This is a genomic window from Streptomyces sp. NPDC111507 (assembly GCF_055638955.1).
In genome coordinates this window covers 213,323-234,229 of sequence record NZ_JBVKBU010000003.1, presented here as the reverse complement: position 1 = coordinate 234,229, position 20,907 = coordinate 213,323, and the positions used below count along the sequence as shown (strand labels likewise).

Annotated in this window: 21 protein-coding genes and 1 pseudogene; 13 read left to right on the top strand and 9 right to left on the bottom strand. The window is 70.5% G+C overall.

Translation table 11 applies throughout. The features are described 5' to 3' along the window. Positions 1–11: 11 nt before the first annotated feature. Positions 12–554, top strand: a complete 543-nt coding sequence (locus ACZ7M2_RS13845; protein WP_471595410.1) for a nitrobindin family protein — start codon at positions 12–14, stop codon at positions 552–554. A 57-nt stretch (positions 555–611) separates the two neighbouring features. Here ACZ7M2_RS13845 and ACZ7M2_RS13840 read toward each other — a convergent pair whose 3' ends face one another. Continuing rightward, positions 612–1,202 (bottom strand): TetR/AcrR family transcriptional regulator, encoded by a 591-nt coding sequence (locus ACZ7M2_RS13840; protein WP_471595409.1) that lies wholly within the window; start codon positions 1,200–1,202, stop codon positions 612–614. Between the two features lie 137 nt (positions 1,203–1,339). Here ACZ7M2_RS13840 and ACZ7M2_RS13835 point away from each other — a divergent pair, with 137 nt between their 5' ends. Beyond that, the gene (locus ACZ7M2_RS13835; protein ID WP_471595408.1) at positions 1,340–2,074 is read left to right on the top strand and encodes an SDR family oxidoreductase; all 735 of its coding nucleotides are present in this window, start codon (positions 1,340–1,342) and stop codon (positions 2,072–2,074) included. Positions 2,075–2,272: 198 nt separating this feature from the next. Beyond that, a complete protein-coding gene (locus ACZ7M2_RS13830) occupies positions 2,273–3,514 on the top strand; it encodes a cytochrome P450 (protein WP_471595407.1) in 1,242 nt (413 codons plus the stop codon). Positions 3,515–3,617: 103 nt separating this feature from the next. Here ACZ7M2_RS13830 and ACZ7M2_RS13825 read toward each other — a convergent pair whose 3' ends face one another. Both ACZ7M2_RS13825 and ACZ7M2_RS13820 read right to left on the bottom strand, forming a co-directional pair. Beyond that, positions 3,618–4,748 (bottom strand): serine/threonine-protein kinase, encoded by a 1,131-nt coding sequence (locus tag ACZ7M2_RS13825; protein WP_471595406.1) that lies wholly within the window; start codon positions 4,746–4,748, stop codon positions 3,618–3,620. Between the two features lie 7 nt (positions 4,749–4,755). Next, positions 4,756–6,567 (bottom strand): hypothetical protein, encoded by a 1,812-nt coding sequence (locus tag ACZ7M2_RS13820; protein ID WP_471595405.1) that lies wholly within the window; start codon positions 6,565–6,567, stop codon positions 4,756–4,758. Between the two features lie 661 nt (positions 6,568–7,228). Here ACZ7M2_RS13820 and rpmG point away from each other — a divergent pair. The 3 genes from rpmG (at position 7,229) to ykgO (ending at position 7,948) form a co-directional block, all read left to right on the top strand. Next, positions 7,229–7,393, top strand: a complete 165-nt coding sequence (rpmG, locus tag ACZ7M2_RS13815) for a 50S ribosomal protein L33 (RefSeq protein ID WP_471595404.1) — start codon at positions 7,229–7,231, stop codon at positions 7,391–7,393. Between the two features lie 131 nt (positions 7,394–7,524). After that, positions 7,525–7,785: a type B 50S ribosomal protein L31 gene (locus tag ACZ7M2_RS13810; RefSeq protein WP_471595403.1), complete on the top strand. Its 261-nt coding sequence runs from the start codon at positions 7,525–7,527 to the stop codon at positions 7,783–7,785. A 40-nt stretch (positions 7,786–7,825) separates the two neighbouring features. Next, positions 7,826–7,948, top strand: coding sequence for a type B 50S ribosomal protein L36 (gene ykgO, locus ACZ7M2_RS13805; protein ID WP_054230145.1), 123 nt, complete (start codon positions 7,826–7,828; stop codon positions 7,946–7,948). A gap of 130 nt (positions 7,949–8,078) precedes the next feature. On the opposite strand, the gene ACZ7M2_RS13800 is transcribed toward ykgO, so the two are convergent. Together ACZ7M2_RS13800 and ACZ7M2_RS13795 are read right to left on the bottom strand one after the other, a co-directional pair. Beyond that, positions 8,079–9,197 (bottom strand): sensor histidine kinase, encoded by a 1,119-nt coding sequence (locus ACZ7M2_RS13800; RefSeq protein WP_471595402.1) that lies wholly within the window; start codon positions 9,195–9,197, stop codon positions 8,079–8,081. After that, positions 9,194–9,865: a response regulator gene (locus ACZ7M2_RS13795; RefSeq protein WP_403691068.1), complete on the bottom strand. Its 672-nt coding sequence runs from the start codon at positions 9,863–9,865 to the stop codon at positions 9,194–9,196. Before ACZ7M2_RS13795 ends, ACZ7M2_RS13800 begins: the two co-directional genes overlap by 4 nt. Before the next feature lie 202 nt (positions 9,866–10,067). Here ACZ7M2_RS13795 and ACZ7M2_RS13790 point away from each other — a divergent pair, with 202 nt between their 5' ends. The 3 genes from ACZ7M2_RS13790 (at position 10,068) to ACZ7M2_RS13780 (ending at position 12,154) form a co-directional block, all read left to right on the top strand. After that, positions 10,068–11,309: a DUF418 domain-containing protein gene (locus ACZ7M2_RS13790; protein ID WP_471595401.1), complete on the top strand. Its 1,242-nt coding sequence runs from the start codon at positions 10,068–10,070 to the stop codon at positions 11,307–11,309. Beyond that, entirely contained in the window at positions 11,306–11,446 is a 141-nt protein-coding gene (locus ACZ7M2_RS13785) for a hypothetical protein (protein ID WP_177324367.1), read from the top strand. The genes ACZ7M2_RS13790 and ACZ7M2_RS13785 overlap by 4 nt, the downstream gene beginning before the upstream one ends. A gap of 363 nt (positions 11,447–11,809) precedes the next feature. After that, the gene (locus ACZ7M2_RS13780; RefSeq protein ID WP_471595400.1) at positions 11,810–12,154 is read left to right on the top strand and encodes an acetyl-CoA synthetase; all 345 of its coding nucleotides are present in this window, start codon (positions 11,810–11,812) and stop codon (positions 12,152–12,154) included. A gap of 47 nt (positions 12,155–12,201) precedes the next feature. Here the strand turns inward: ACZ7M2_RS13780 and ACZ7M2_RS13775 are convergent, their stop codons facing one another. Next, positions 12,202–14,847 (bottom strand): beta propeller repeat protein, encoded by a 2,646-nt coding sequence (locus ACZ7M2_RS13775; protein ID WP_471595399.1) that lies wholly within the window; start codon positions 14,845–14,847, stop codon positions 12,202–12,204. 313 nt (positions 14,848–15,160) lie between these two features. Between ACZ7M2_RS13775 and ACZ7M2_RS13770 the strand changes: the two genes are divergently transcribed. Continuing rightward, complete coding sequence (locus tag ACZ7M2_RS13770; RefSeq protein WP_471595398.1) at positions 15,161–15,367, top strand: antitoxin; 207 nt, start codon at positions 15,161–15,163, stop codon at positions 15,365–15,367. Positions 15,368–15,429: 62 nt separating this feature from the next. Here ACZ7M2_RS13770 and ACZ7M2_RS13765 read toward each other — a convergent pair whose 3' ends face one another. After that, on the bottom strand, positions 15,430–16,611 hold the full coding sequence (locus tag ACZ7M2_RS13765) for a glycosyltransferase (protein ID WP_471596006.1): 1,182 nt from the start codon (positions 16,609–16,611) through the stop codon (positions 15,430–15,432). A gap of 455 nt (positions 16,612–17,066) precedes the next feature. On the opposite strand from ACZ7M2_RS13765, the pseudogene ACZ7M2_RS13760 reads away from it, so the two are divergent. Beyond that, a pseudogene (locus tag ACZ7M2_RS13760) lies at positions 17,067–17,264 on the top strand (AAA family ATPase); the annotation flags it as partial. Here the strand turns inward: ACZ7M2_RS13760 and ACZ7M2_RS13755 are convergent. Together ACZ7M2_RS13755 and ACZ7M2_RS13750 are read right to left on the bottom strand one after the other, a co-directional pair. Further along, positions 17,197–17,637 carry a Pvc16 family protein gene (locus ACZ7M2_RS13755; RefSeq protein WP_471596005.1) on the bottom strand — a complete coding sequence of 147 codons (441 nt, stop codon included), beginning with the start codon at positions 17,635–17,637 and terminating at the stop codon, positions 17,197–17,199. The pseudogene ACZ7M2_RS13760 and the gene ACZ7M2_RS13755 overlap by 68 nt on opposite strands. A gap of 209 nt (positions 17,638–17,846) precedes the next feature. Continuing rightward, positions 17,847–18,329, bottom strand: a complete 483-nt coding sequence (locus tag ACZ7M2_RS13750; protein ID WP_403691076.1) for a MarR family winged helix-turn-helix transcriptional regulator — start codon at positions 18,327–18,329, stop codon at positions 17,847–17,849. A gap of 164 nt (positions 18,330–18,493) precedes the next feature. On the opposite strand from ACZ7M2_RS13750, the gene ACZ7M2_RS13745 reads away from it, so the two are divergent. Beyond that, positions 18,494–20,026 carry an MFS transporter gene (locus ACZ7M2_RS13745; protein WP_471595397.1) on the top strand — a complete coding sequence of 511 codons (1,533 nt, stop codon included), beginning with the start codon at positions 18,494–18,496 and terminating at the stop codon, positions 20,024–20,026. A gap of 178 nt (positions 20,027–20,204) precedes the next feature. Then, the gene (locus ACZ7M2_RS13740; protein ID WP_471595396.1) at positions 20,205–20,906 is read left to right on the top strand and encodes an SDR family oxidoreductase; all 702 of its coding nucleotides are present in this window, start codon (positions 20,205–20,207) and stop codon (positions 20,904–20,906) included. Position 20,907 lies beyond the last annotated feature (1 nt).

Genomic DNA, 20,907 nt, shown 5'->3' with positions numbered 1-20,907 from the left:
GAGCGCACACCGTGTTCGACCCCGCACCGGAGTATCCGTACCCCGACGTCCACCGATCGGATGAAGCGCCCACCCCGCACGCGCTTCTCGCGCCGGTGATCGGACTCCTGGGTGCCTGGCGCGGGCGGGGTCACGGCGGGTATCCCACGCTCGCCGGGGAGTTCGCGTACGCGCAGGAAGTCACCTTCAGCCATGACGGCCGCCCCTTCCTCCGGTACGAGGCCCGGGCCTGGTTGCTCGACGCCGACGGCACACCGCTGCGCCCGTCGGCTCGGGAGAGCGGCTGGTGGCGGCTCCAGCCCGACGGCCGGGTGGAGGCACTGATCACCCAGCCCACCGGTATCGCCGAGATCGCCGTCGGCCGAGCGGCCGACAACACGGTCGACCTCTCCACCCACGAGGTGGCCCTCACGCCCACGGCCAAGGAGGTCAACGCAACGCGCCGGACCTATGTCCTGACCGACGACGACACGCTCACGTTCGTCCACGAGCTCGCGGCGGTGGGGCAGCCGTTGCAACACCACCTCTCAGCGACGCTGCAGCGCAAGGCATAGGCGCGCGGCTGGCCAGGCCCTGTCCTGCGCCGGCCGCACCCGCAAGGGGCGTCGCCGTCAGTTGTCGGGCGCCTGTGGCGGCGTCGGGCGCAGGCCGTCCAGGGTGAGGTCGAGGAGGCGTTCCGCCTGTTCGCGTTGGCCGGGGCCGGCCGAGGTGAGGGCGATGCCGGCGAGGGCGGCGAACATGTCGGTCGGGCTGATGTCGGTGCGGATCGCGCCGGCGGCGGTGCCGGCGTTCATGAGGGAGGTGAGCGCGGCCTGGATCAGCTCGTGGCTCTCGGCGTAGGGGTTGGTTCCCGAGGCGACGACGGCTCGTAGGGCGTCGGCCATGCCGAGTTTGGCGGTGGCGTAGTCGATGAAGCGACGCGTCCAGGCACGCAGGGCCTCGCGGGGCGGCATCGTCGCCAGGAGCCCGGGAACGGCCTCGCACAGCCGGGCCACCTCGTTGCGGTACGCGGCCTCGATCAGGGCCTCCCGGGTCGGGAAGTTGCGGTAGAGGGTGCCAGTGCCCACGCCCGCTTCCCTGGCGATGCGCTCGAAGTGCGCGTCCAGCCCCTCCTCGGTGAACACGCGTACCGCGGCGGCCAGGATCTTCTCCCGGTTGCGCTGTGCGTCAGCCCTCAGTGGACGTTCTGCCTCGCGGGCCATCGTCGTCGCTCCTCGCTCTCCCGTTGCTAAGTGGCGGCGCCTCCACTTAGGGTGGGGTGAAGTGGCGGCGCCTCCACTTTCACTCTAGGGCATGGGTGTGACCTGTCCTCGTTGCTCCTGCGGAAGGACTGTCGATCATGTCGGGAATCGAAGGCAAGGCAGTGGCGATCACAGGTGCCGGCAGCGGCATCGGTGAGGCGACCGCGCTCCTGCTCGCCGAGCGCGGCGCCCGGGTCGTCCTCGGGGCGCGCCGTGCGGAGCGTCTCGAGGCCGTGGCCGCCCGTATCGAAAAGGCGGGCGGCGAAGCCGCCTGGGTCCGTACGGACGTGACGCGGCGCGAGGATCTGTCCGGCCTCGTACGGCTGGCCCGCGAGCGGTACGGCAAGCTCGACGTCCTCGTCAGCAACGCCGGAGTCGGTCTGATCTCCCCCCTGGACGACCTCCGCGTCGAGGACTGGGAGGAGATGATCGACGTCAACCTCAAAGGCGTGCTGTACGGGATCGCCGAAGCCCTGCCCGTCTTCCGGGAGCAGGGCTTCGGACACTTCGTCAACATCGTGTCCACCGCCGGACTGCGCGTCACTCCGCTCCAGTCGGTGTACGCCGCCACGAAGAACGCCGTCCGTACCCTCTCCGAGGGCCTGCGCCAGGAGGCCGGCGAGGGCCTGCGCGTCACCGTCGTCTCGCCGGGGTTCGTCCGCACGGACTTCGCCGACCGCATGGATTCCGAGGTGAAGGCGCAGATCGTCGAAAAGATGGACAGCATCGCGATTCCGCCGGCCGCGGTGGCCCGCGCCGTCGCCTTCGCCGTCGAGCAGCCGGACGGTGTCGACGTGGGTGACATCGTGGTGCGTCCCACCGCGCAGGACTGAGGTCCGTTCGCCGCCAGGCCATGCCGCGTCATGGCCTGCCGACGCCGCGTTGTGGGGCGCGTACACGTGATCCGAGTCACGTCAGGTTCCCGTCAGTGAAGTGGCCCGTAGCCGTCAGTCCGCTCCGGTCTCATAGGCCCCAGAGCCCCTCTGAGACCCCGCTCCCCGCCCTGTGGGAGCCCCCCACCGAGGAGTGACATGGCTGAGACACTGACCGGAACCGCGAGCGGCGCCGCCGAAGAGATCCCCGAGTTCGTACCGCCCAGGGCGGCCGCCTGCCCGTTCGCGCCGCCGCCGGTCCTCGCGGAGATCCGCGAGGAGAAGCCGATCAGCAAGGTGCGGATCTGGGACGGCAGCACCCCCTGGCTCATCACCCGCCACGAGGACCTGCGGGCCGTCCTCGGTGACCCCCGCGTCAGCGTCGACGACAAGCGGCCCGGCTTTCCGTTCCCGAAGAAGGCCATGGCGGAGAACGCGCACCACCACCCCGACACGCTCTTCAACACGGACGCCCCCGTCCACACCCGGCTCCGCCGGATGCTGACCTCTTCCTTCACCGCCAAGCGGATGGCGGCCCTGCGCCCCGCCATCCAGAAGGTCACCGACGAGCACATCGACGCGATGCTGGCCGGGCCGAAGCCGGCCGACCTGGTCCAGGCGCTGGGTCTGCCCATTCCCACGCTGATGATCTGCGAACTGCTCGGAGTCCCTTACGAGGACCACGAGTTCTTCCAGCACCACGCCACCGTCGCGGTCAGCCAGACGTCATCGGCCGAGCAGGACCGCGAGTCGAGCGTCGCGCTCGGCGACTACCTGGCCCGGCAGATCCATGCCAAGACGGAGAACCCCGCCGAAGACGCCCTGTCCGACCTGGCGGCGCTGGTCAAGGCCGGTGAACTGACCATGGGTGAGGCGTCCCTCATGGCCGTCATCCTGCTCATCGCCGGGCACGAGACCAGCGCGAACATGATCGCGCTGGGCACCCTCGCGCTGCTGGAGCACCCGGAGCAGCTCGCCCTGCTGCGCGAGACGGACGATCCCAAGGTCGTGGCCGCAGCGGTCGAGGAACTGCTGCGCTACCTGACCATCGCCCACACCGGCCAGCGCCGGATCGCCCTGGAGGACATCGAGATCGGCGGCGAGGTCATCCGAGGCGGGGACGGAATCATCGTCTCCCTCCCCGCCGCCAACTGGGACCCGGAGGCCTTCCCGGAGCCCGACCGCCTCGATCTGCTCCGCGACGCCCGCCAGCACAACGCGTTCGCCTTCGGCGTCCACCAGTGCCTGGGCCAACAACTCGCCCGCGTGGAGCTCCAGGTCGTCTACGGCACGCTCTACCGGCGCGTGCCCACGCTGCGACTGGCCACCACGCTGGAGGAGATCGACTTCAAGGAAGACGCGATGGCGTACGGCGTCGTCGCGCTGCCGGTCACTTGGTAGCCCATAGCCCATAGCCCATAGCCCATAGCCCATAGCCCAAAACCCGTAGCCCTTCGACGCCGGCATGACGCAGGAAGGGACATACCGAGGGAGATACGGAGCTTCAGCCGGTGCCCTCCTTCCAGCGCGACGCCTCCCGGTAGGCCTCGAAGACACGGTGGTGATCGGGGCCGAGCAGGCGCGCGCAGTCCTGCCCCAGGCGCTGGCAGAGTGCGGCGGCGCCTCGGGAGTCGCCCGACTCGCCGGTGAGCCTGGCGTGCCGGGCGCGTGCGTCGAGGACGTCCGTGCCCATGGCCCGGGGGCCGTCGGCGTGCAGCTGGATGAACCGTTCCAAGGTCTGGATCTCGGCGATATGGCGCGTGTCGACGTGTGGATCCGCGGAGTCGTCCGAGACGTACGCGATCTGCTGGACCGCCCGGGCCACGGCTCGGGCGTCGGGTGGCCGGTTCCCGGGCGACTTCTCCAGCAGTCTCAGCACGAGGGAGTCGAGAGGCCTGGGGATGCCGGGACGCAGCGCGCCCGGCGGGGCGGGCACTTTCTCCACGTGGTGCCACATGACGGCATAGGGATCCGAGATGTGACCGAAGGGAGACCAGCCGGTGAGCATCTCGTACACGACGCAGCCGAGTGAGTAGAGGTCGCTGAGAGCGCTGCCGGACTCCTCACGGAGCCGTTCGGGGGACGCGTAGTGAACGGTGCCCCACCCTGGACCGTGCGTAGAGGACGCGTCGACGAAGCGGGCGAGGCCGAAGTCGACGACCTTGGCGGATCCGGTGGTGTCGATGACGATGTTGCCGGGTTTGACGTCCCGGTGCACCACGCCCGCCTCGTGGGCGTCGGCGAGGCCGTCACAGATGTGCCTCGTCCAGCGCACGGTCTGTTCCAGGGTGAGGTGCCGACCCTGCCCGGTGTGGGCGGAGAGCGGCCTGCCCTCGATGTACTCCATGACGGAGTACAGGATGTCGCCGTCCTCGCCGTGGTCGTAGATGACGGCGACATGGGGCCGGTTACGGATGCGCGCCATCGCCTGAGCCTCCTTGCGGAATCGCTCGACGCGCCGGTTCAGTTCCTCGGAGTGCTCACCCTGTCCGGGGTGACGGTGCAGTGTGGCCACCTTCACCGCGACCGGCCGGTTCAGGCGGAGGTCGAGTCCGAGCCAGACGGAGCCCTGTGCACCGCGGCCGAGGGGCGACTCCAGCTGGTAGCGCCGGTCGAGGACACGTCCTGATTCCATGATTGCGTCACTTGCCCGTCGGGTCCCAGGCGCACAGCTCGGGCAGCCGCGCGACATGCTCGTTCCATTCGGCGAAGAACTCGATGCGCCGGCTCAGCACATCCTGCAACCGGCGCTGCGCACTGCGCCGCCGCACCACGCCGGCCTCGCGGATCCTGCCGCGCTCGGTCGGTACGCGCGTCACGTCCAACACCCCCCACACCCCGGCGAAGGCGCCGACCAGCAATGCGAGTGCCAAGAAGAAGCCGCCGAGGAGGAAGGGGGCCAGGACGACGGCGGACAGTCCACCGGCGGTGCCCCCTACGCGCCGCGGCAGGTTGCGGTCGACAGCCGCGGCCTCCGCCTCCGTACGTTCGAGCAGTTCGCTCTCCAGCTCGTCGGCCAGGGATTTCCCGTCGACGGACGCGGCGGGGTCGGTCGGCAGCAGAGCGTGCCAGCCGTCGATCGCGATACGGATGCTCGGAGGCCGGTGGCTCAGCGAGGCCACCACCAGCTCCTCGGCGGCGGTGCACAGGTTGGGCAGCATCTGCATGAGGGCGAGGCGGCGCGCGTCGTCTCCGAGTGCGATCTGACTCGGTTTGAAAACGGCGTTGTCGAGGAGCGTCGTGAAGTCCATGACCTCGGCGTCCGCCTCTTGACGCAGCTCGTGCTCCTCCTGTGCCGCCTTCTCGTCGCCCCGGTGCTCGATGAACCGGAGCAGCGCCTCCTTCTTGGTGTGCAGGGCAGCCTCATCGGGTTCGAGATGGCCGATGAGGCGGTCGATGGCCGTCTCGGCGTAGCGGACACGTCCGGAGGCGGACGCCGTGCGGTTCGGGGGCGGGAACTCCTTGCGGAGGTGGGCGAGAGTGCCTGTGGTGACGGTGGCGAGCCGCCAGTGTTCGAGGAGCGCCGGCCAGTCCCCGTCGTACGCCTGGCCCAGGGACTCGAACCGGTCGCCGGGTGAGGCGAGGAGTTTGCGCAGCTGGGGTGTCCACCGCCGCACACTCGCCCTGGCCGCCGTCCCGCCCGCCGCCGCCTCGGTGCCCCAGCGCACCATCACCTGCCGGGCGTAGCTGTGAGCGAGGTCGCCGAGTTCGCGGCTGGCGACGGCGTCGAGGACCACGAGGAAGTCCCTGCCGAGCCGATCCGGGTCGACGGCGTGCTGAAGGTAGCCGTCCATCCAGTTCCCCGCCCGTTCGTGCTCGCCCAGCCTGGCCGCGGCGAGTGAGAAGAACAGGTTGGCTTTGCCGAGGTCGAGCCCCTGCGCCTGCCCCATCGCGGTGAGCCGGACTTCGTCGTCCCCGTCCAGCCGGGCGGCGACCGCCAGGGTTGCGTGGGCGAGCCAGAAGTCGGGGTCGTGGACAAGGTGTTGCTCCACGAAGAGCCGGAGGTTGTCAGTCCTCAGCGCCCCGCTCCTCACGAGCTGCGGGGTCAGCTGTTTGACCAGGCCACGAGCGAGAGAGCGCACCTTTTCCCGGTTGCCGAACCTGCGCTGCCAGTCCTCGGTGATCCGGTCGAGCTCGAACTGCGCGGCGAGGACGGCCTGGTCGCGTTCGTACTGGGACCGGAAGTCCGTGAGTTCGGCCTTGACCTGGCCGAGCTCGGACCGGGTCCGGGACAGCCCCTCCCGCAGCTCTTCGGTGGCGGAACCCACCGATTCGACCTGAAGGGCGAGTTCGTTGGCTCTGCCGCGCAGGGCCTCCATGCCCCCGGACAGTGTGCCGAACCGGTCGTGCAGGGTCTTCAGGTCGCCTTCGCGGCGCTGCTGTGCCTCGCGTATCTCCTTGAGGCCGTCCCTCAACTCGTTGAGACTGGCCTCGGCCTCGGGCTGCTCACTCACACCGCTCCCCGTTCGTCCCGCCGTGCGGTTTCGGTCTTCGGAACAGGTACCTTCTGGCGACGCACCGGAGGAGCGCAAGGGCGCGTAGCGGCGCGCGCGGCGCATGTGTGTCTTCGGACGGGCGCCGGTGCGCGGAGGCAACTGCCTCGGCTCACTCGACTTCGTGAGTGCCGTCGAAATCCTGAAGCGGTAGTGGTCTGATCCGGCCCGCATGCGAACTCGGAAGCGAGGGACCGTCGGCGTCCCGCGGGTCTGCCACCCTTCGACCAGCGGGCGCGCGGCGGCGACCGCCGCCGATGGCTCCTGGACCTTCCTGGACACGCGGCAACCCGGGCGGTGTCATGCACCGCTCCGGCTGCGCTATGATTGATCTTGAGCAGCCCGCCGGAAGAATTCGGCGGTCGGCCTCGCGTTGGTGGTCCAAGGAAAGATGCCCCGCTTCCTGCGGGGAGATGCAGGTGCAAGGCCTGCCCGGCGCTCCACAGCCCCGCCTCCTGTGTTCCGGAGGCGGGGCTTGTTTCGTTTCGCCCCCAGCCTCAACCCCAGCCTCAACCCCAGCCTCCCTGCCGCCCGGGAATGCGCCGACCAGGTCCGCTGTTACAGCACACGTAGCTGACATGCGCGAGTCAAGATCGCGTGATGTGGGCGGAAGGAGGACCTCATGGCACGCAACAGCGCGCGACCCGTCGTCACGCTGAGGTCGACAGCCGGGACCGGTGTCACCTACGTGACACGGAAGAACCGCGGGAACGACCCCGACCGGCTCGTCCTGCGTAAGTACGACTCGGTGGTCGGTGAGCACGTTCCGTTCCGCGAGGAGCGCTGAGCCGAGCCCGGCGACACCGGGCGGAGCGTCACGGGACGGTCGACCGTCACTGGACCGTCGACCGTCACGGAACCGGAACCGTCGGCCGTCACGAAGCCGGAACCGTCGACCGTCACAAGAGAGGGAACCTCATGAAGCCTCGCATCCACCCCGAATCCCGCCCCGTCGTCTTCCGTGACCGGGCTGCGGACATGGCGTTTCTGACCCGTTCGACCGCGCACTCGTCGAAGACGATCGCGTGGGAGGACGGGGTCACCTACCCGCTGATCGACGTCGAGATCTCGTCGGCGAGCCATCCGTTCTACACCGGGACCTCGCGGGTCCTGGACACCGCAGGCCGCGTGGAGCGCTTCGAGCGGCGTTACGGCCGTACGGCCTCGCCGCGGCGCTGACGGCGGGTTCGACAGTTCACAGCACGAGGAGGACAGATCCATGAAGGTGCGCAAGTCCTTGCGTTCGATGAAGTCCAAGCCGGGGGCTCAGGTGGTCCGTCGACGGGGCGTGGTCTTCGTCGTCAACAAGAAGAACCCGCGCTTCAAGGCCCGTCAGGGCTGACGCCGCCCCGGGCAGACGAGCGTCGCACACCACGCCCGTACCGCACGCCCGAAGCCGGCGTGCGGTACGGGCGTGAGCCTTTGCCCCAGGGCCTGTCGTTCGGATCAGGCCTGGGCCGCGGCGTCGCGGCTCAGGCCGTGTCCGTCGGGATGCGGAGCGTCACGCGGTAGCCGCCGTCGGGGGTGGGCCCGGACTCGAACGCCCCGCCCAGGAGCTCGGCGCGCTCCCGGAGACCGACGAGACCCTGCTGTGAGCCGGGCAGGGGCAGGGAGGGGCGGGTGGGGGCGTTGTTGGTCACCGTGACGCCGAAGCGCTCGTCGGAATGCCACAGGCGGACGGTGGCGGCGGCGCCGGGCGCGTGTTTGCGTACGTTGGTCAGGGACTCCTGCACGGTGCGGTAGAGGGCGCGTTGCGCGGGGGTGGCGATGGCGGAGGGGAGTTCACCCGTCAGGATCGTCTCGATGCCGCTGGTCGACACGAGCTTGTGCAGGTCGGCGAGTGTGGGCTGCGGGGTGAGTTCGCCGACGCGGCCCCCGGAGGCCCGCAACAGCGCGACCATGTGACGCAGTTCGTCGAGCGTGTCGACGCTCAGTGAACGGATGGTGCGGGCGCCCTCCTTGAAGTGCGGATCCTTGGTGGCGACCTGAAGGGCACCAGCCTGTACGGCGATCAGGCTCACCTGGTGGGAGACGACGTCGTGCATCTCGCGGGCCAGTTGGGCACGTTCCCGGGCCAGGACGGCCTGCGAGTGCAGCAGCCGCTCGTGTTCGCGGGCCTTCTCGATCTCCGTGAGCCGGTCGGCCAAGTCCCGCCGGGCCTGGACGAGTTGGCCGAGCAGCACGGGGGCGGCGGCCGTGGCCAGGGTGTAGAAGAAGTAGATCAGCGTCCAGGCGCGTTCGTGTGAGCCGACGTTGCCCAGGGGCCAGGGCACGGCGGAGGCGACGGCGAACAGGAAGGCGGCCGTGACCAGGAGCCGACGGTCGCGGGAGTGCTCGGCGAGGGTGAACAGTGCGGCGAACGGGGCGAAGACGATGTCCACCATCAGACTGGCCGGCAGCGTCAGCAGGAACACCGTGAGCGGAAAACGGCGACGCAGGGCGAGCGCGGCACAGGCGACGGCTGTCGCCGCCGTCGCGAGGCGGCTCGAGTCCTCCAGGTTGATCAGGACGTCCACGGCGGCCACGGCGACGACCAGGGCGTCGACGGCCGGATCCGGGATCCGCGCCCACCACGGCCTGCCCCCGTTCATCGCGGGTCCTCCGACCGGTTCCGCCCGTCCAGCAGGCCCGCCCGCTGGGCGAGCAGCGCGGCCCGCACCCGGCTGTTCACGCGCAGCTTGGTCAGGATCGCGCTGACATGGTCCTTGACGGTGCCGGCGCTGAGGTGGACACGACTGCCGATGTCGGCGTTGGACAGCCCCTCCGCGATGAGCACCAGCACTTCGCGCTCCCGCTCGGTGAGCCGTCCGACGCGGGCGGCCTCCTCGTCGTCCGCGGCGGTCGCGCCCGGGTGGCTCTGCCACACGGCACGGGACGCCTTCGGTGACATCACGACACCGCCCGCGCACAAGGTCCTCACCAGTTGCGCGAGTTGGTCCGGCTCGGTGTCCTTGAGCAGAAAGCCGGCCGCCCCCGAGCGCAGCGCGGTGAGGATGTACTCGTCGGCGTCGAACGTCGTCAGCATCGCCACCACGGGCGCGTCCGGCAGCGCCCGCAGGTGCCGCAGCACGGTCAGACCGTCGACGTCCGGCATCCGGATGTCCAGCAGTACGACGTCCGGTCCCTCCCGCCGTACCGCGTCCACGGCCTCCGCGCCCGTCGTGGTCGCGACGACCTCGATGTCGTCGGCCGCGCCGAGGATGAGCTCGAAGCCGGACCGCACCAGGGCCTCGTCGTCCACCACCACTACCCGGATCACGTACGTTCCGCCTCGTCCTTGATGCCATCGATGTCCTCGATGTCGATTGTCGTCACTGTGACCGTAGAACGGGAAACGCCCGGTGCGGCGCTCCGGCGGAACGGCCCGGCCACCCGGCGGGTCGGTTCCAGTCGTCCGGGGGGTGTGGACCGGACGCCTGCCGGATACTGCGCGACCGGCGATTCTCTCGAGCCTGTGAGCCATGACGTACAACGCGCACGACACGGCGCTCCTGGCACCGCCCCGACCGGAGGCGTCCGAAACCACGCAACTCCCCGACATCCGGCTCCCGGTGGGGCGCCTGATCGGCGTGGACCTCGCCCGGGGGCTCGCGGTCTTCGGTATGTACGCGGCCCACGTCGGCCCCGATCCCTCCGAGGGCGGGGCGACCGGCTTCTTCATGGAACTGGCTCACGGCCGGGCCTCCGCGCTCTTCGCCTTCCTGGCCGGCTTCTCGATCGTGCTGATCACCGGCCGCCGTACCCCCAAGACCGGCCGCGCGGGCCGCCAGGCGGTCGCCAAGGTGGTGATCCGAGCCCTCATCCTGTTGGTCCTGGGCACCGCGCTCACCCTGACCGGCACCCCGGTCGAGGTGATCCTCGCCTTCTACGGCGTGTACTTCCTGCTGGTCCTGCCGTTGTACCGGCTCGGCGCCCGACCGCTGGCGGTCATCGCCGTGAGCGGTGCGCTGATCCTGCCTCAGGTCCTGTACGCGGTGCAGCAGGCCCTCAACCCCGGTGGCGGCGACGGCGGTGGCCCGGGCGGGATCTGGGCCTGGCCCGCCCACGCGGACGGCGTCGTCTCGTTGTTCTTCACCGGCGGTTACCCGGCCCTGGCCTGGATCCCGTTCGTCGTCGCCGGCATGGCCGTGGCCCGGCTGGACCTGGCTTCCACCGTCGTCCGCACACGCCTCGCGATCACCGGTGTCTCGCTGGCCGTCGTCGGCTACGGCGGCTCCTTCCTGGCCCTGCGTCTCGTCCCCGGCGCCGCCTCCGCACTCCGGGCCTCCGGCTGGGGCGAGGGAGGCTCGGTCATGGCGGCCTGGTGGTCCGACACCGCGGGCTACCCGACCGGCACCACCCCGGCCTGGCTGCTGGCGGCCTCGCCGCACAGCGAGACGACCCTCTCGGTCGTGGCCAACACCGGCGTGGCCATCGCGGTCCTGGCCGCCTGCCTCGCCGCCACCGACACCCTCCCGCGCTTTCGCCGCCTGGCCGCTCCGGTCATCGCGGTGGGCACGATGTCCCTGACCGCGTACGTCTTCCACATCGTCGCCATCCGCGCCCTGGGCATGGAGGAACTGCCAGGTTTCCCGCTGCACGTGCTGCTCGGCTTCCTCGTGGCCGTGACCGTGTTCGCGACCCTCTGGTCCCGCCACTTCGCGCGCGGCCCGCTGGAGTGGCTGCTCGGCCGGGCCACCAGGATCGCGGAGCGCGTCCGATGAGGGGCCCGTCGAGCGGCCGCTGGGAGCCCTGGCTCCTGACGGCGGCCGCGGCGGCGGCCGTCCTGGGCGTCCTGCGCCCGGACCTGTACGCCGACGCCGTCGACCACGTCGTCACCACGCTGGTCGGACACCCCTGACGGGAGGCCGACTACTCGGGGCCGCCGCCCCGGGCGAGACATTCAGCCCGTCGACGTCGACGCTCAGGCCGCACGGTTCCCGGGAGGCGGGCATGCTGGTGCTCGTCGGGGAACGGGCCGGACGGGCGGAGGTGCGCGATGCGGTGGTGGGCCGGTCGGTCGGTGGTCGCCGGAGTGGTGCTGCTCGCGGCGTGCGGTGGACCGGGAGGCGCGGGACGGGGACCGTCGTCCGGACCCACGCGTGCCTCTACGAGCGCCTCCACGACCGCCTCCGCGAGTGCGTCTACGAGTGCGTCTCCGAGTGGGACGGCGGAGCCGGGGCGAGGGGCACCGTTCGCGTCGGGTCCCGGATCCGCCGCCCCGGTGGCCGGTTGCTTCGCCGGGCGGGTGGAGGTCACCGTCTCGCCGGGGGACGCGGTCGAACGGCGGTTGTGCGTGCGGGCCGGGGCGGAGGTCGCGCTCACCCTGCGGCCGCGTGTCGACGACCGGCGGTGGACGGCCGTCCGGAGTGCGGCGCCCGCGGTGGTGCTGGTCTCCGGATGGCGTGTCGACGCCGACGGGACCGGCCGTGCCACCTTGCGGTGCGCGAGCGTACGGGGCGGGGCGGCCGGGATCACGGTGACGGCGAAGGCTCCGGACGTGGCGGGCGCGGCGCGCACCGCGTTCACGCTCCGGGTGAGTGTGGTCCCGTACGCGAAGGAAGGGTGAACCCGCCGTTTGTGGCGGCGGGTCAACCCCTCCTTCGTGCGTGCGGGTCAGCCGCAGTCGCGCACCTTGATCGTGTAGATGCCGCGGCCGTGGGTGGCCGCGTACAGCGTGCCGCCGTCCGGGCTCAGCTTCAGCTGGAGCACGGCGACCGCCGGGAGCCGGCCGACGCGCTGCCACGCCGTACGGCCCGGGGCGCGGTAGACCACTCCGAGGTCGGTGGCGACGGCGAGGCCTCCGTCGGCCGTGACGACCGCGGAGTTGGCCGGCACGTCGGGGAGATCCGCGGAGATGTCGGTCCAGGTGGTGCCGCCGTCCTTCGACTCGAAGACATGGCCCACGCCCGCGCCGGGGCCCTCGGTCCAGTGCCGGGAGAAACCGTTGACCTCCAGATACACGTGGTCGGCGTTCTTCGGGTCGACGGCGAAGCCGCTGAGGTAGCGGTTGGGCACGGTCGCGTCCACCGGCAGGGTCACGTCGTGCCAGCCCGTGCCGTCCTCGTTGCCGACGGAGATGCCGCGCGCGAAGCCTTGGTTGTTGCAGGGGCCGCACCAGGCCGCGTACACCTTGCCGCCCGACGCGGCGACGGCGGTCGCGGTGCGGCCCGCGCCGAGGTCGTACAGGCTGGTCCACTCGGAGCCGCTGCGGATGGCGTAGCCGTGGGTCTGCACCCACACGTGCCGGCCGCCCGCGATCCAGGTCGCGCTGTTCTTCATGTCGGCGGCGAGCGGGGCGATGAAGCGGGCTTCGCTGGTGGCGTTGTCGGCCGGGGCGACGTTGTACGAGGTGACCTTGCTCGCGTCGTCGACCCAGGAACCGTCGTTGACGGCGCAGTTCTGCGTGATCTGGACGGCGAGGTAGACGTACTCCTCCGCGATGTCGCAGCCGTTGGCCGGGTCGGTGAGCGTGTCCCCGCCGTCACCGCCGAAGTCGGAGCCCATCACCTTGTCGTCGCTGCGCAGGATGGACTGGCCGTTGTCCTGGAGGCCGCCGGTGACCGAGACGCCGCCGTGGGCCAGGTCCTTGCCGATGCCCACCGAGTAGTACTGGAGCGTGTCGATCGTGCCGTCGTTCAGGGACGTCCAGTCGGTGGCGTGGCCGGAGGAGTCCTGGGCGCCGTCGAGCGGCCGCCGGTAGGCTCCGCCGTCGTTGCCGACGTACACGTAACTCCTGCCGTGGTAGCGGCCGATGGCGACCCCGTGCTGGTCGGAGTGGGTCGTCGGGTTGCAGTCGCCGGTCTGCTGGGCGGGGTCGATGCTCCAGCAGGGGAAGCCGAAGTTCCAGTACGGGCCGACGGTGGACCAGGTGCCGCCGCCGTCCTTGGTCTCGTAGACCTCCTCCAGACCCGCGTACACGTGCTGCGCGTCGGCCGGGTCGACGGTCAGGAACTGGTTGTACCAGGCCTGCACGCCTGGCATGTAGCCGCTGGAGGTGAGGGCCGAGCCGTCGGCGGCGAGCTGCTTGTAGTCGGCGATCTTCGTCCAAGGGCCGAAGGGAGAGCCGGACTTGGCGACGTAGATGCCTTCGAGGCCGCTGTCCGGGTTGGTGTTCAGCTGTTCCGGCGACTGGTCGATGGCGTAGTACCGCGAGCCGTCGGCGGACCGGGCGAAGGTGACGTTGCCGACGTTGTCCGCGTCGGACGGCAGATCGCCCAGACCACTGGTGATCCGCGTCCAGGTGCCCCGCACCTTGGTGTAGAAGCCGTTGTAGTCGTCACCGCTGCGCCAGCCGACCGCGAGGACCACCTTGGAGGGGTCCTTCGGGTCGATCGCGATGTCGCCCGCGAGGTTCTTGTACGGGGCGGAGGGGTCGCTCGCCAGCGAACCACCGGGCAGGTAGTCGGGGTTGGGGGCGAACTCCAGCTTCCAGGCGCCGCCGAGCGTCTTCGTGGAGTGGCTCCACACGCCCTCGCTGGTCGCCGCCCACACCTTCCCGCCGCCGAAGCGCAGCTGGTGGATGGTGGTGCTCTCCAGCTCGTCGCCGCCGACCCGGCTGCGCGCGGAGAACGTGCCGTGGTGTGCGTCGGTCAGCACGTACACCCCGCTGCCGAGGTAGGCGTCCGCGTTGGTGTTCGCCTCACCGGTGCCCAGCCACAGCCGCCCGGACCCGTCCAGGGCCAGTGCGCCGGTGGACTGCGAGGACAGCCGGTCGCTGATGGGCTCCCAGTGTCCGCCGCCGGACCGGGAGCGCCAGGCGCCGCCGCCCGCGCTGCCCGCGTAGACGTACCCGTCGTCGTCGGCGGCCATCGCCGCGAGGCGGCCGGTGACGTTGCCCGAACCGCCGCTGGAGTTGGAGTCGAAGTCGCGGTAGCGCGGGTCGTCGGAGTTGTACGGCAGATCGGTGACGTTCCGCCAACTGCCGCCAGTGGAAGGCAAGTTGTTCAGACCGCTCCAGGCGGCGCCGTAGGCTCCCGGCGCGACGACGCCCGGTGAGGTGCGGGCCTCGGCGTACTGGTCGGCCCCCTCGGCTATCTCGCCGGACTCGTTGCCGCCGTCGGAGTCCTGCGCCGTCACCTTCGGGGTGATGCCGCCCGTCGACTGCATTCGGCCTGCGGCGAGTCGGGCGAGCGTGCGGGCCCCGAAGGTGCGGCCCCCGTCCGGGCCGGGCGCGGCGCCGGCGGGCAGGGCGACGAGCGCGGCCGACGTGGTGACGGCGCAGATCGTGAGCCATCGTCTTTTGCGGGTGGTTCCTGACACGTGGTCCTCCCGAATGGCGTAGACACAGCCTTGGGGCAGACAGGACCACGAGGGACGGGTGGGCGTCCCGGGGCTTGCCCAATTCTTGTCCAGAACCTGCCATGAACGAGGTGCTGTGCAACGAGGTGTCGTGCGGCGCGCACCCGGGCACCGGCGCACCCGCGCGGGGGCGCGCCGGGTTCCGGCGGGCCGGGTCGGTCCGCGCCGTTCGCTCCCTTTGCTCAAGGGCGCCGCACCGTGGGCCTGTCGGCCGTCGAGGGCCGGGTGGGACCGTGACCCTGATCAGGCAGTGCGGCCGGCGAAGGAGTCACGCGTGTTCGACAACCTGAAGAACCTCAAGGACAAGGCCGAGGAACTCGCCGAGGCGCACGGCGACACGATCTCCGACGGACTGGAGAAGGCCGGCGACGTCGTCGACGACAAGACGGACGGCAAGTACACCGACAAGATCGAGACCGGTGTGGACAAGGCGCAGGAGTACGTCGAGAAACTGGGCGAGAAGGGCGAGAAGGAGGCCTGACCCCGTGCGGCGTACGCAGGCCCCAGGGCGCCCCCGGGGGCGCCCCTTCCCGGCGGGCTCTCTCAGAAGGGTTCCGGGAGAGGCACCCGGCCCGACCTGCTGCGCACCTGCTCGATGAGCGCGGCGTACGCCGCGATCATCCGGGTGCGGCTGAACCGTTCGCGGCTGAGGGCCAGGGCCGGTGCGAACTCGGCGCCCCGCGCCACCGCCTCGGTCCAGGCCAGGGCGATCGCCTCGGGGACGGGCGGGGTGAGGAAGCCGTGCCCGGCCACGATCGAGGCGCTGTCGCCGACATCGGTGGCGACCGGCACGGCCCCGCACATCATGCCCTCGATCAGGCACAGCGGTGCCGCCTCGCCGCTGGAGGAGGTCAGCGACACCACGTCGGCGGCCGCGTAGACGGTCTCCATGTCGTGCCGTACGCCGAGCAGGGAGAGGCGTTCGGCGAGCGGGGCGTCCTCGCCGAACGCCGTGGCGATGTCCTCACGCAGCCAGCCGTTGTCCCGCGTCATGCCCGCGCCGCACATCAGGACGTGGCCGTCGGGCTGCCGGCGCAACCAGGCGCGGGCCGCCCGGAGGAACAGCGGAACGTTCTTCATCGTGGCGTAGCGCGCCGCGAAGACGATCACGGGCGCACGCTCCGGGATGCCCAGCGACGTCCGCAGCAGAGCGCGTCTGAACGGGTCGGGGCGGAATCGCAGCAGATCCACGCCGTTCGGGATGACGCGCAGCAGTCCGGCCGGGATCCCGGCCGCGGCGTACGCGGCGCGCGTCGACTCGGCACAACAGATCCCGGCGGCGATCCGGCCGTCGGCGACCGCCGTCCGCAGTTCGTCCAGGGCCGCCCCCTGGTTCTCGGGGTCGGAGCGGTGCAGACAGACCACGACGGGCCGCCGGGGCAGGCCTGCCTGGTTGAGCAGGCCGAGCGGCTGCTCCTTGAGGGACAGGATGACGTCGGCGGCGGCCACCGCCCGCGTGGTGGCGGCCAGCTCCGGCCCGGTGAAGGTCTCGGGGCCGCCGGGTGCCGCGGGGGTGCGGCCCAGCGAGGTGACCGGCACGCCCGCCGCGGTCAGTGACCGGTAGCAGACGTCGTCCTCCATCCGCTGCCGGGTCTCCTCCCGATACATTTCGCCATTCACGCTCAGCACCGCGTGCCGCTGGCCACCCTCATGGAGCCCCAGCACCACATCACTGTGCACGATCCGGGCCCCGCCCGAGAAGAATCCTTCATAGATCGACAGCACACGCAGTTCGTCCATCACGCGCACCTCTTGGCCCGTCTCGCAGAAAGGGAGGAAACCTTTTCAACCCCTGTGATCTGCGGGTTCTCCGCTATGGACACAGGGGAAACTTGCGAGCCCGTGAACTCGTCGTTTCAAATTCGGACACGATTGGTTACGGCGTACTGTTCGGTTGATCAGCCGAATGAAGACGCTGAGGTCGCGGGCCGGGCGGCCCTTCTCACACCAATCGGCTGGTAAAAAACAGGCCAGAAATTTCCTGGTCCAGGGACGCGTGACACGTAGAATCCGCGCCGCGGCCGAGACGGGGCGCCGCCACCACTCGGCCGCAGCGGAAGGGTGATTGTCTGGGTATTTCCGGGTTCCGGCGGAGTGGCGCGTGCCAAGCTTGACGCAGGGGGGAAGCGGCACCGGCGACGCGGGGCCACGCGTCTGATTCCCGTACCGCCGCGCAGAATGTGCTCGGGAGGATCGCTGAAGCATCCGCGGTGGCCCGGTTGCTCCGTGACACGGCATCCGGGCGCGGTGGCGCGCTGTTCGTCGTAGGAGAACCGGGCCTGGGACGGACCACCCTGCTCCGCAGGACCCTCACCCTCGACGACACCGTCCGGGCGGTGTGTCTCGCGGGCGCCGCGGCCGAGTCGGGGCTGCGCTACGCGGGTCTGCACCAGGTCGTCCAGGCCTACCGCTGCGATCTGCCACGACTGCCCGCACCCCAGCGCGACCTGCTCGGCCGAGGATTCGCTGCTGGGCGTCGGGCGTACCGCCGGTCGGGATGAGTAGATAGCGCAGCAGCAGGGCCATGTCCGCCCTGCGCCGTTCCTGGCGGACGGCACCGGTGCCCGGATCCTGGACCACGGTGTGGCGGGACGGGCGGTTGCGTGCGCTCGGGTCCTCGGCCACCTCGTACAGGAAGAGTTCGAGGCCGAGCGCTCCATGGCCGCCGCCGCGCTGCTGCCCGACGAGTTCGACGAGCCGCACCCGGGCGTGGGCGTCGGATTCGCGTACCGCCGCGGTCAGAACGTGCACCAGGATGTCGGACACATCGGCGATCACATCGGCACTGCCCACCGCGACCACCCCCTGTGTCTGCCCGGGGGTTCGTACACCGCCCCGGCCGATCACCAGCGAGGTGAGGACGGAGGCCCCCCCGGCTCTTCCGGGAAATCCCTGGGTCCCTCCCTAGGAGGAGCGGGGCGGGCGGAGGAACTGCTCGGCCAGGGCGTCCCGTTCGGGGGTCAGGAGGCCCGGTCGTCCTCGGCGACGAACAGGCGCGAGAGCAGGCCTTCGAGGGTGGACCGCTCGGCGTCGCTGAGTGAGTCGAGGGCTTGGTGGGTGCCGTGCATACCGTCGCGGATGCTTGACACGGCGGCCGCCCCGTCCTCCGACAGGACGACGTTCTTGACCCGCCGGTCGGTGGGGCTGGGCTCGCGGTAGACGAGGCCGCGGGCCTCCAGCCGGTCGATGATCCCGGTCATGTTCGAGGCGTCGCAGCGCAGTGTGCCCGCCAGGGCCCGCATCGGAGCCGGGCCCTGGCGCAGTACGTTGAGCGCCTTGGCCTGGCTGTAGGTGAGGCCGTGCGCGGCGGCGGCGCTGGTGAGATCCGCGTAGAGGCTGACCATCGACGCCCACAGGGTGTCGAGAAGCATGACGTTGGAGACGGTGAGGGGTCCGGTGTCGGACGCCTCGGTGGAGCGGTTCGTTCCAGATGTCGCGGACATGGATTCAGCGTAACCCGAAACTTGACTACCTCAACCTTCGATGCTTACCTCTATCAAGTTACTTGAGGACCTCAAACTTTTATGTTCTACAGCTTTGCGGTCTTCAAGTTTCGCGGCATCACTCTCCGTGATTGCTCGACGTCCTGACCAAACGGAAGAACACCGTGACACCCACAGATCGCGTGGCGCCCGGGCGCCCCACCGGCGACCTCTCACTCGTCCTGGTCCTCGGCCTCGCGGCCATGATCGTCTCGATGATGCAGACCCTCGTCGTACCGATCCTGAGCATCATCCAGAGCGACCTCGGCACCACCACCGCCAACGTCAGCTGGGTCACCACCGCGACCCTGCTGTCCGCCGCGGTCTTCACCCCGCTGCTCGGCCGGTTCGGCGACATGCACGGCAAGAAGCCCACGCTGATCGGGGTTCTGCTGCTGATGATCGCCGGTTCGGTGCTGGCGGCGACCACCACCTCGCTGCTGTGGCTGATCGTCGGCCGGGTGCTCCAGGGCGCGGCCACCGCGATCTTCCCGCTCGCCCTCTCGGTCCTGCGCGAGGAGATACCCCCGGCGAAGCTGCACGGCGCGATGGCGCTGGTGAGCGGCACGCTCGCGGTCGGCAGCGGACTCGCCCTGGTCGCGGCCGGACTGCTCACGAGGGGCTCGGACCCCGACTACCACCGGGTGTTCTGGCTCGCCGTGGGGCTCGCGGCCCTCGCCCTGGTCGGCGTCGTCCTGCGTGTCCCGTCCGCACGCTCGACGACCGGCGGCCGTACCGACTGGCTCGGCGCGGGAACGCTCGCCGCGCTGCTCGTCCTGCTCCTGCTGCCGATCTCGCAGGGACACGAGTGGGGCTGGTCCTCCGCCCGCACCATCGGCCTGTTCGTCGCCGCGGTCGTCATGGCGGGCGTCTGGGTCCTGGTCGAGCGCAAGGTCCGCCAGCCGATGGTGGACATGAGGATGTTCGCCCACCGCCCGGTGCTCTTCACCAACCTCGCCGGCCTCTTCCTCGGCTTCGCGATGTTCTCCCAGTTCATCGGCGTCGCGTACCTGGCGCAGATGCCGAAGGAACTCACCGGGTACGGATTCGGCGCCTCGGTGCTGCGCGCCTCGGTCGAGTACCTGCTGCCGACCACGCTGATCTCGCTGCTCGCCGCACAGTTCGGCGGGATCCTCGTCGGGCGGATCGGGGCGCGGTTCACCCTCGCCGTGGGCGCGGTGTTCGGAGTCGCCGGATTCGCGTGGCTCACCCTGGCGCACGACACCTCCGCGTCGGTCATCCTGGCGGGCCTGCTGATCGGTGTCGCGATCAGCTTCGGCTACGCGGCCATGCCCGCGCTCATCGTGGCGAGCGTGCCGCACCATCAGACGGGCATCGCCAACGGCCTCAACTCCATCTCCCGTTCCGTCGGCAGCGCGATCGCCAGCGCCGTGATCACCTCGCTGCTGGCGTCCAAGACCATCCAGCATCTGCCGGCCGGTGCGCCCGCGCTGCCCGCCGAGAGCCAGTTCACGCTGAGCTTCGCGATCGCCGGGGTCGCGTTCGTGCTGATCGTGGCCGTGGCGCTGGTCGGTCTGACCAGGGGTGCGGCCCAGCAGTACACGGTCGAGAAGAAGGCTGCCGCCACCGACGACGCCGCCACCGACGACGCCGCGGCGGACGAGGCTGTCGTGGAGACGGCGGGCGTCACGTCCTGATCCGTACACGGTCAACGGCTCGCCCCGTCCATCGGGGCGAGCCGTTTTCGTGTCCGCTCCTTGGCCCCTCCTTTTCCCGCCGTCTCCGATCGCCTCCCGCCTTGCCCTTGGGAACCGATCGGTTTACTCTTCCGATGAAGGGAAACCGATCGGTTTCCTCATGGCTTCGGGAGTTCTCATGACATCCATCAATGGTTCGGTCGTCCTGGTCACCGGCGGCAGCCGCGGCATCGGCCGCGCGCTCGTGCAGGCCCTCTATGAGCGCGGCGCGTCGAAGGTGTACGCCACCGCACGCGACCCGCGGACCGTCACACACCCCGACGCGGTGCCGCTGGCGCTGGAAGTGAGCGACCCCGCGTCCGTCGCCGCGGCCGCCGAGCGCGCGCAGGACGTCACCGTCCTGATCAACAACGCGGGCGCGTCCGTGAACGCGAACTTCCTGGACTCTCCCGTCGAGGACGTCCGCCGCGAGTTCGAGACGAACTTCTTCGGCCCCCTCCTCGTCACGCGCGCCTTCGTGCCGATCATCGAGCGCAACGGCGGCGGCCACATCCTCAACGTCCACTCGGTGCTGTCGTGGGTAGGGCTCCTGGGCTCCTACAGCGCCTCCAAGGCGGCCTTCTGGTCGCAGACCAACTCCCTGCGCCTCGACCTGAAGCCGCGCGGCATCGACGTCACGGGACTCCACGTCGGTTACGTCGACACCGACATGGCCGCGAAGGTGGACGCGCCGAAGTCCTCGCCCGAGAGCGTCGCGGCACAGGCCCTCGACGGCATCGAGTCCGGTGCCTTCGAGGTGCTGGCGGACGACCTCACCCGGCAGGTCAAGGCCCAGCTGGCCGAGGATCTGGGCGTGATGTACCCGCAGCTGGTCGCGTAAC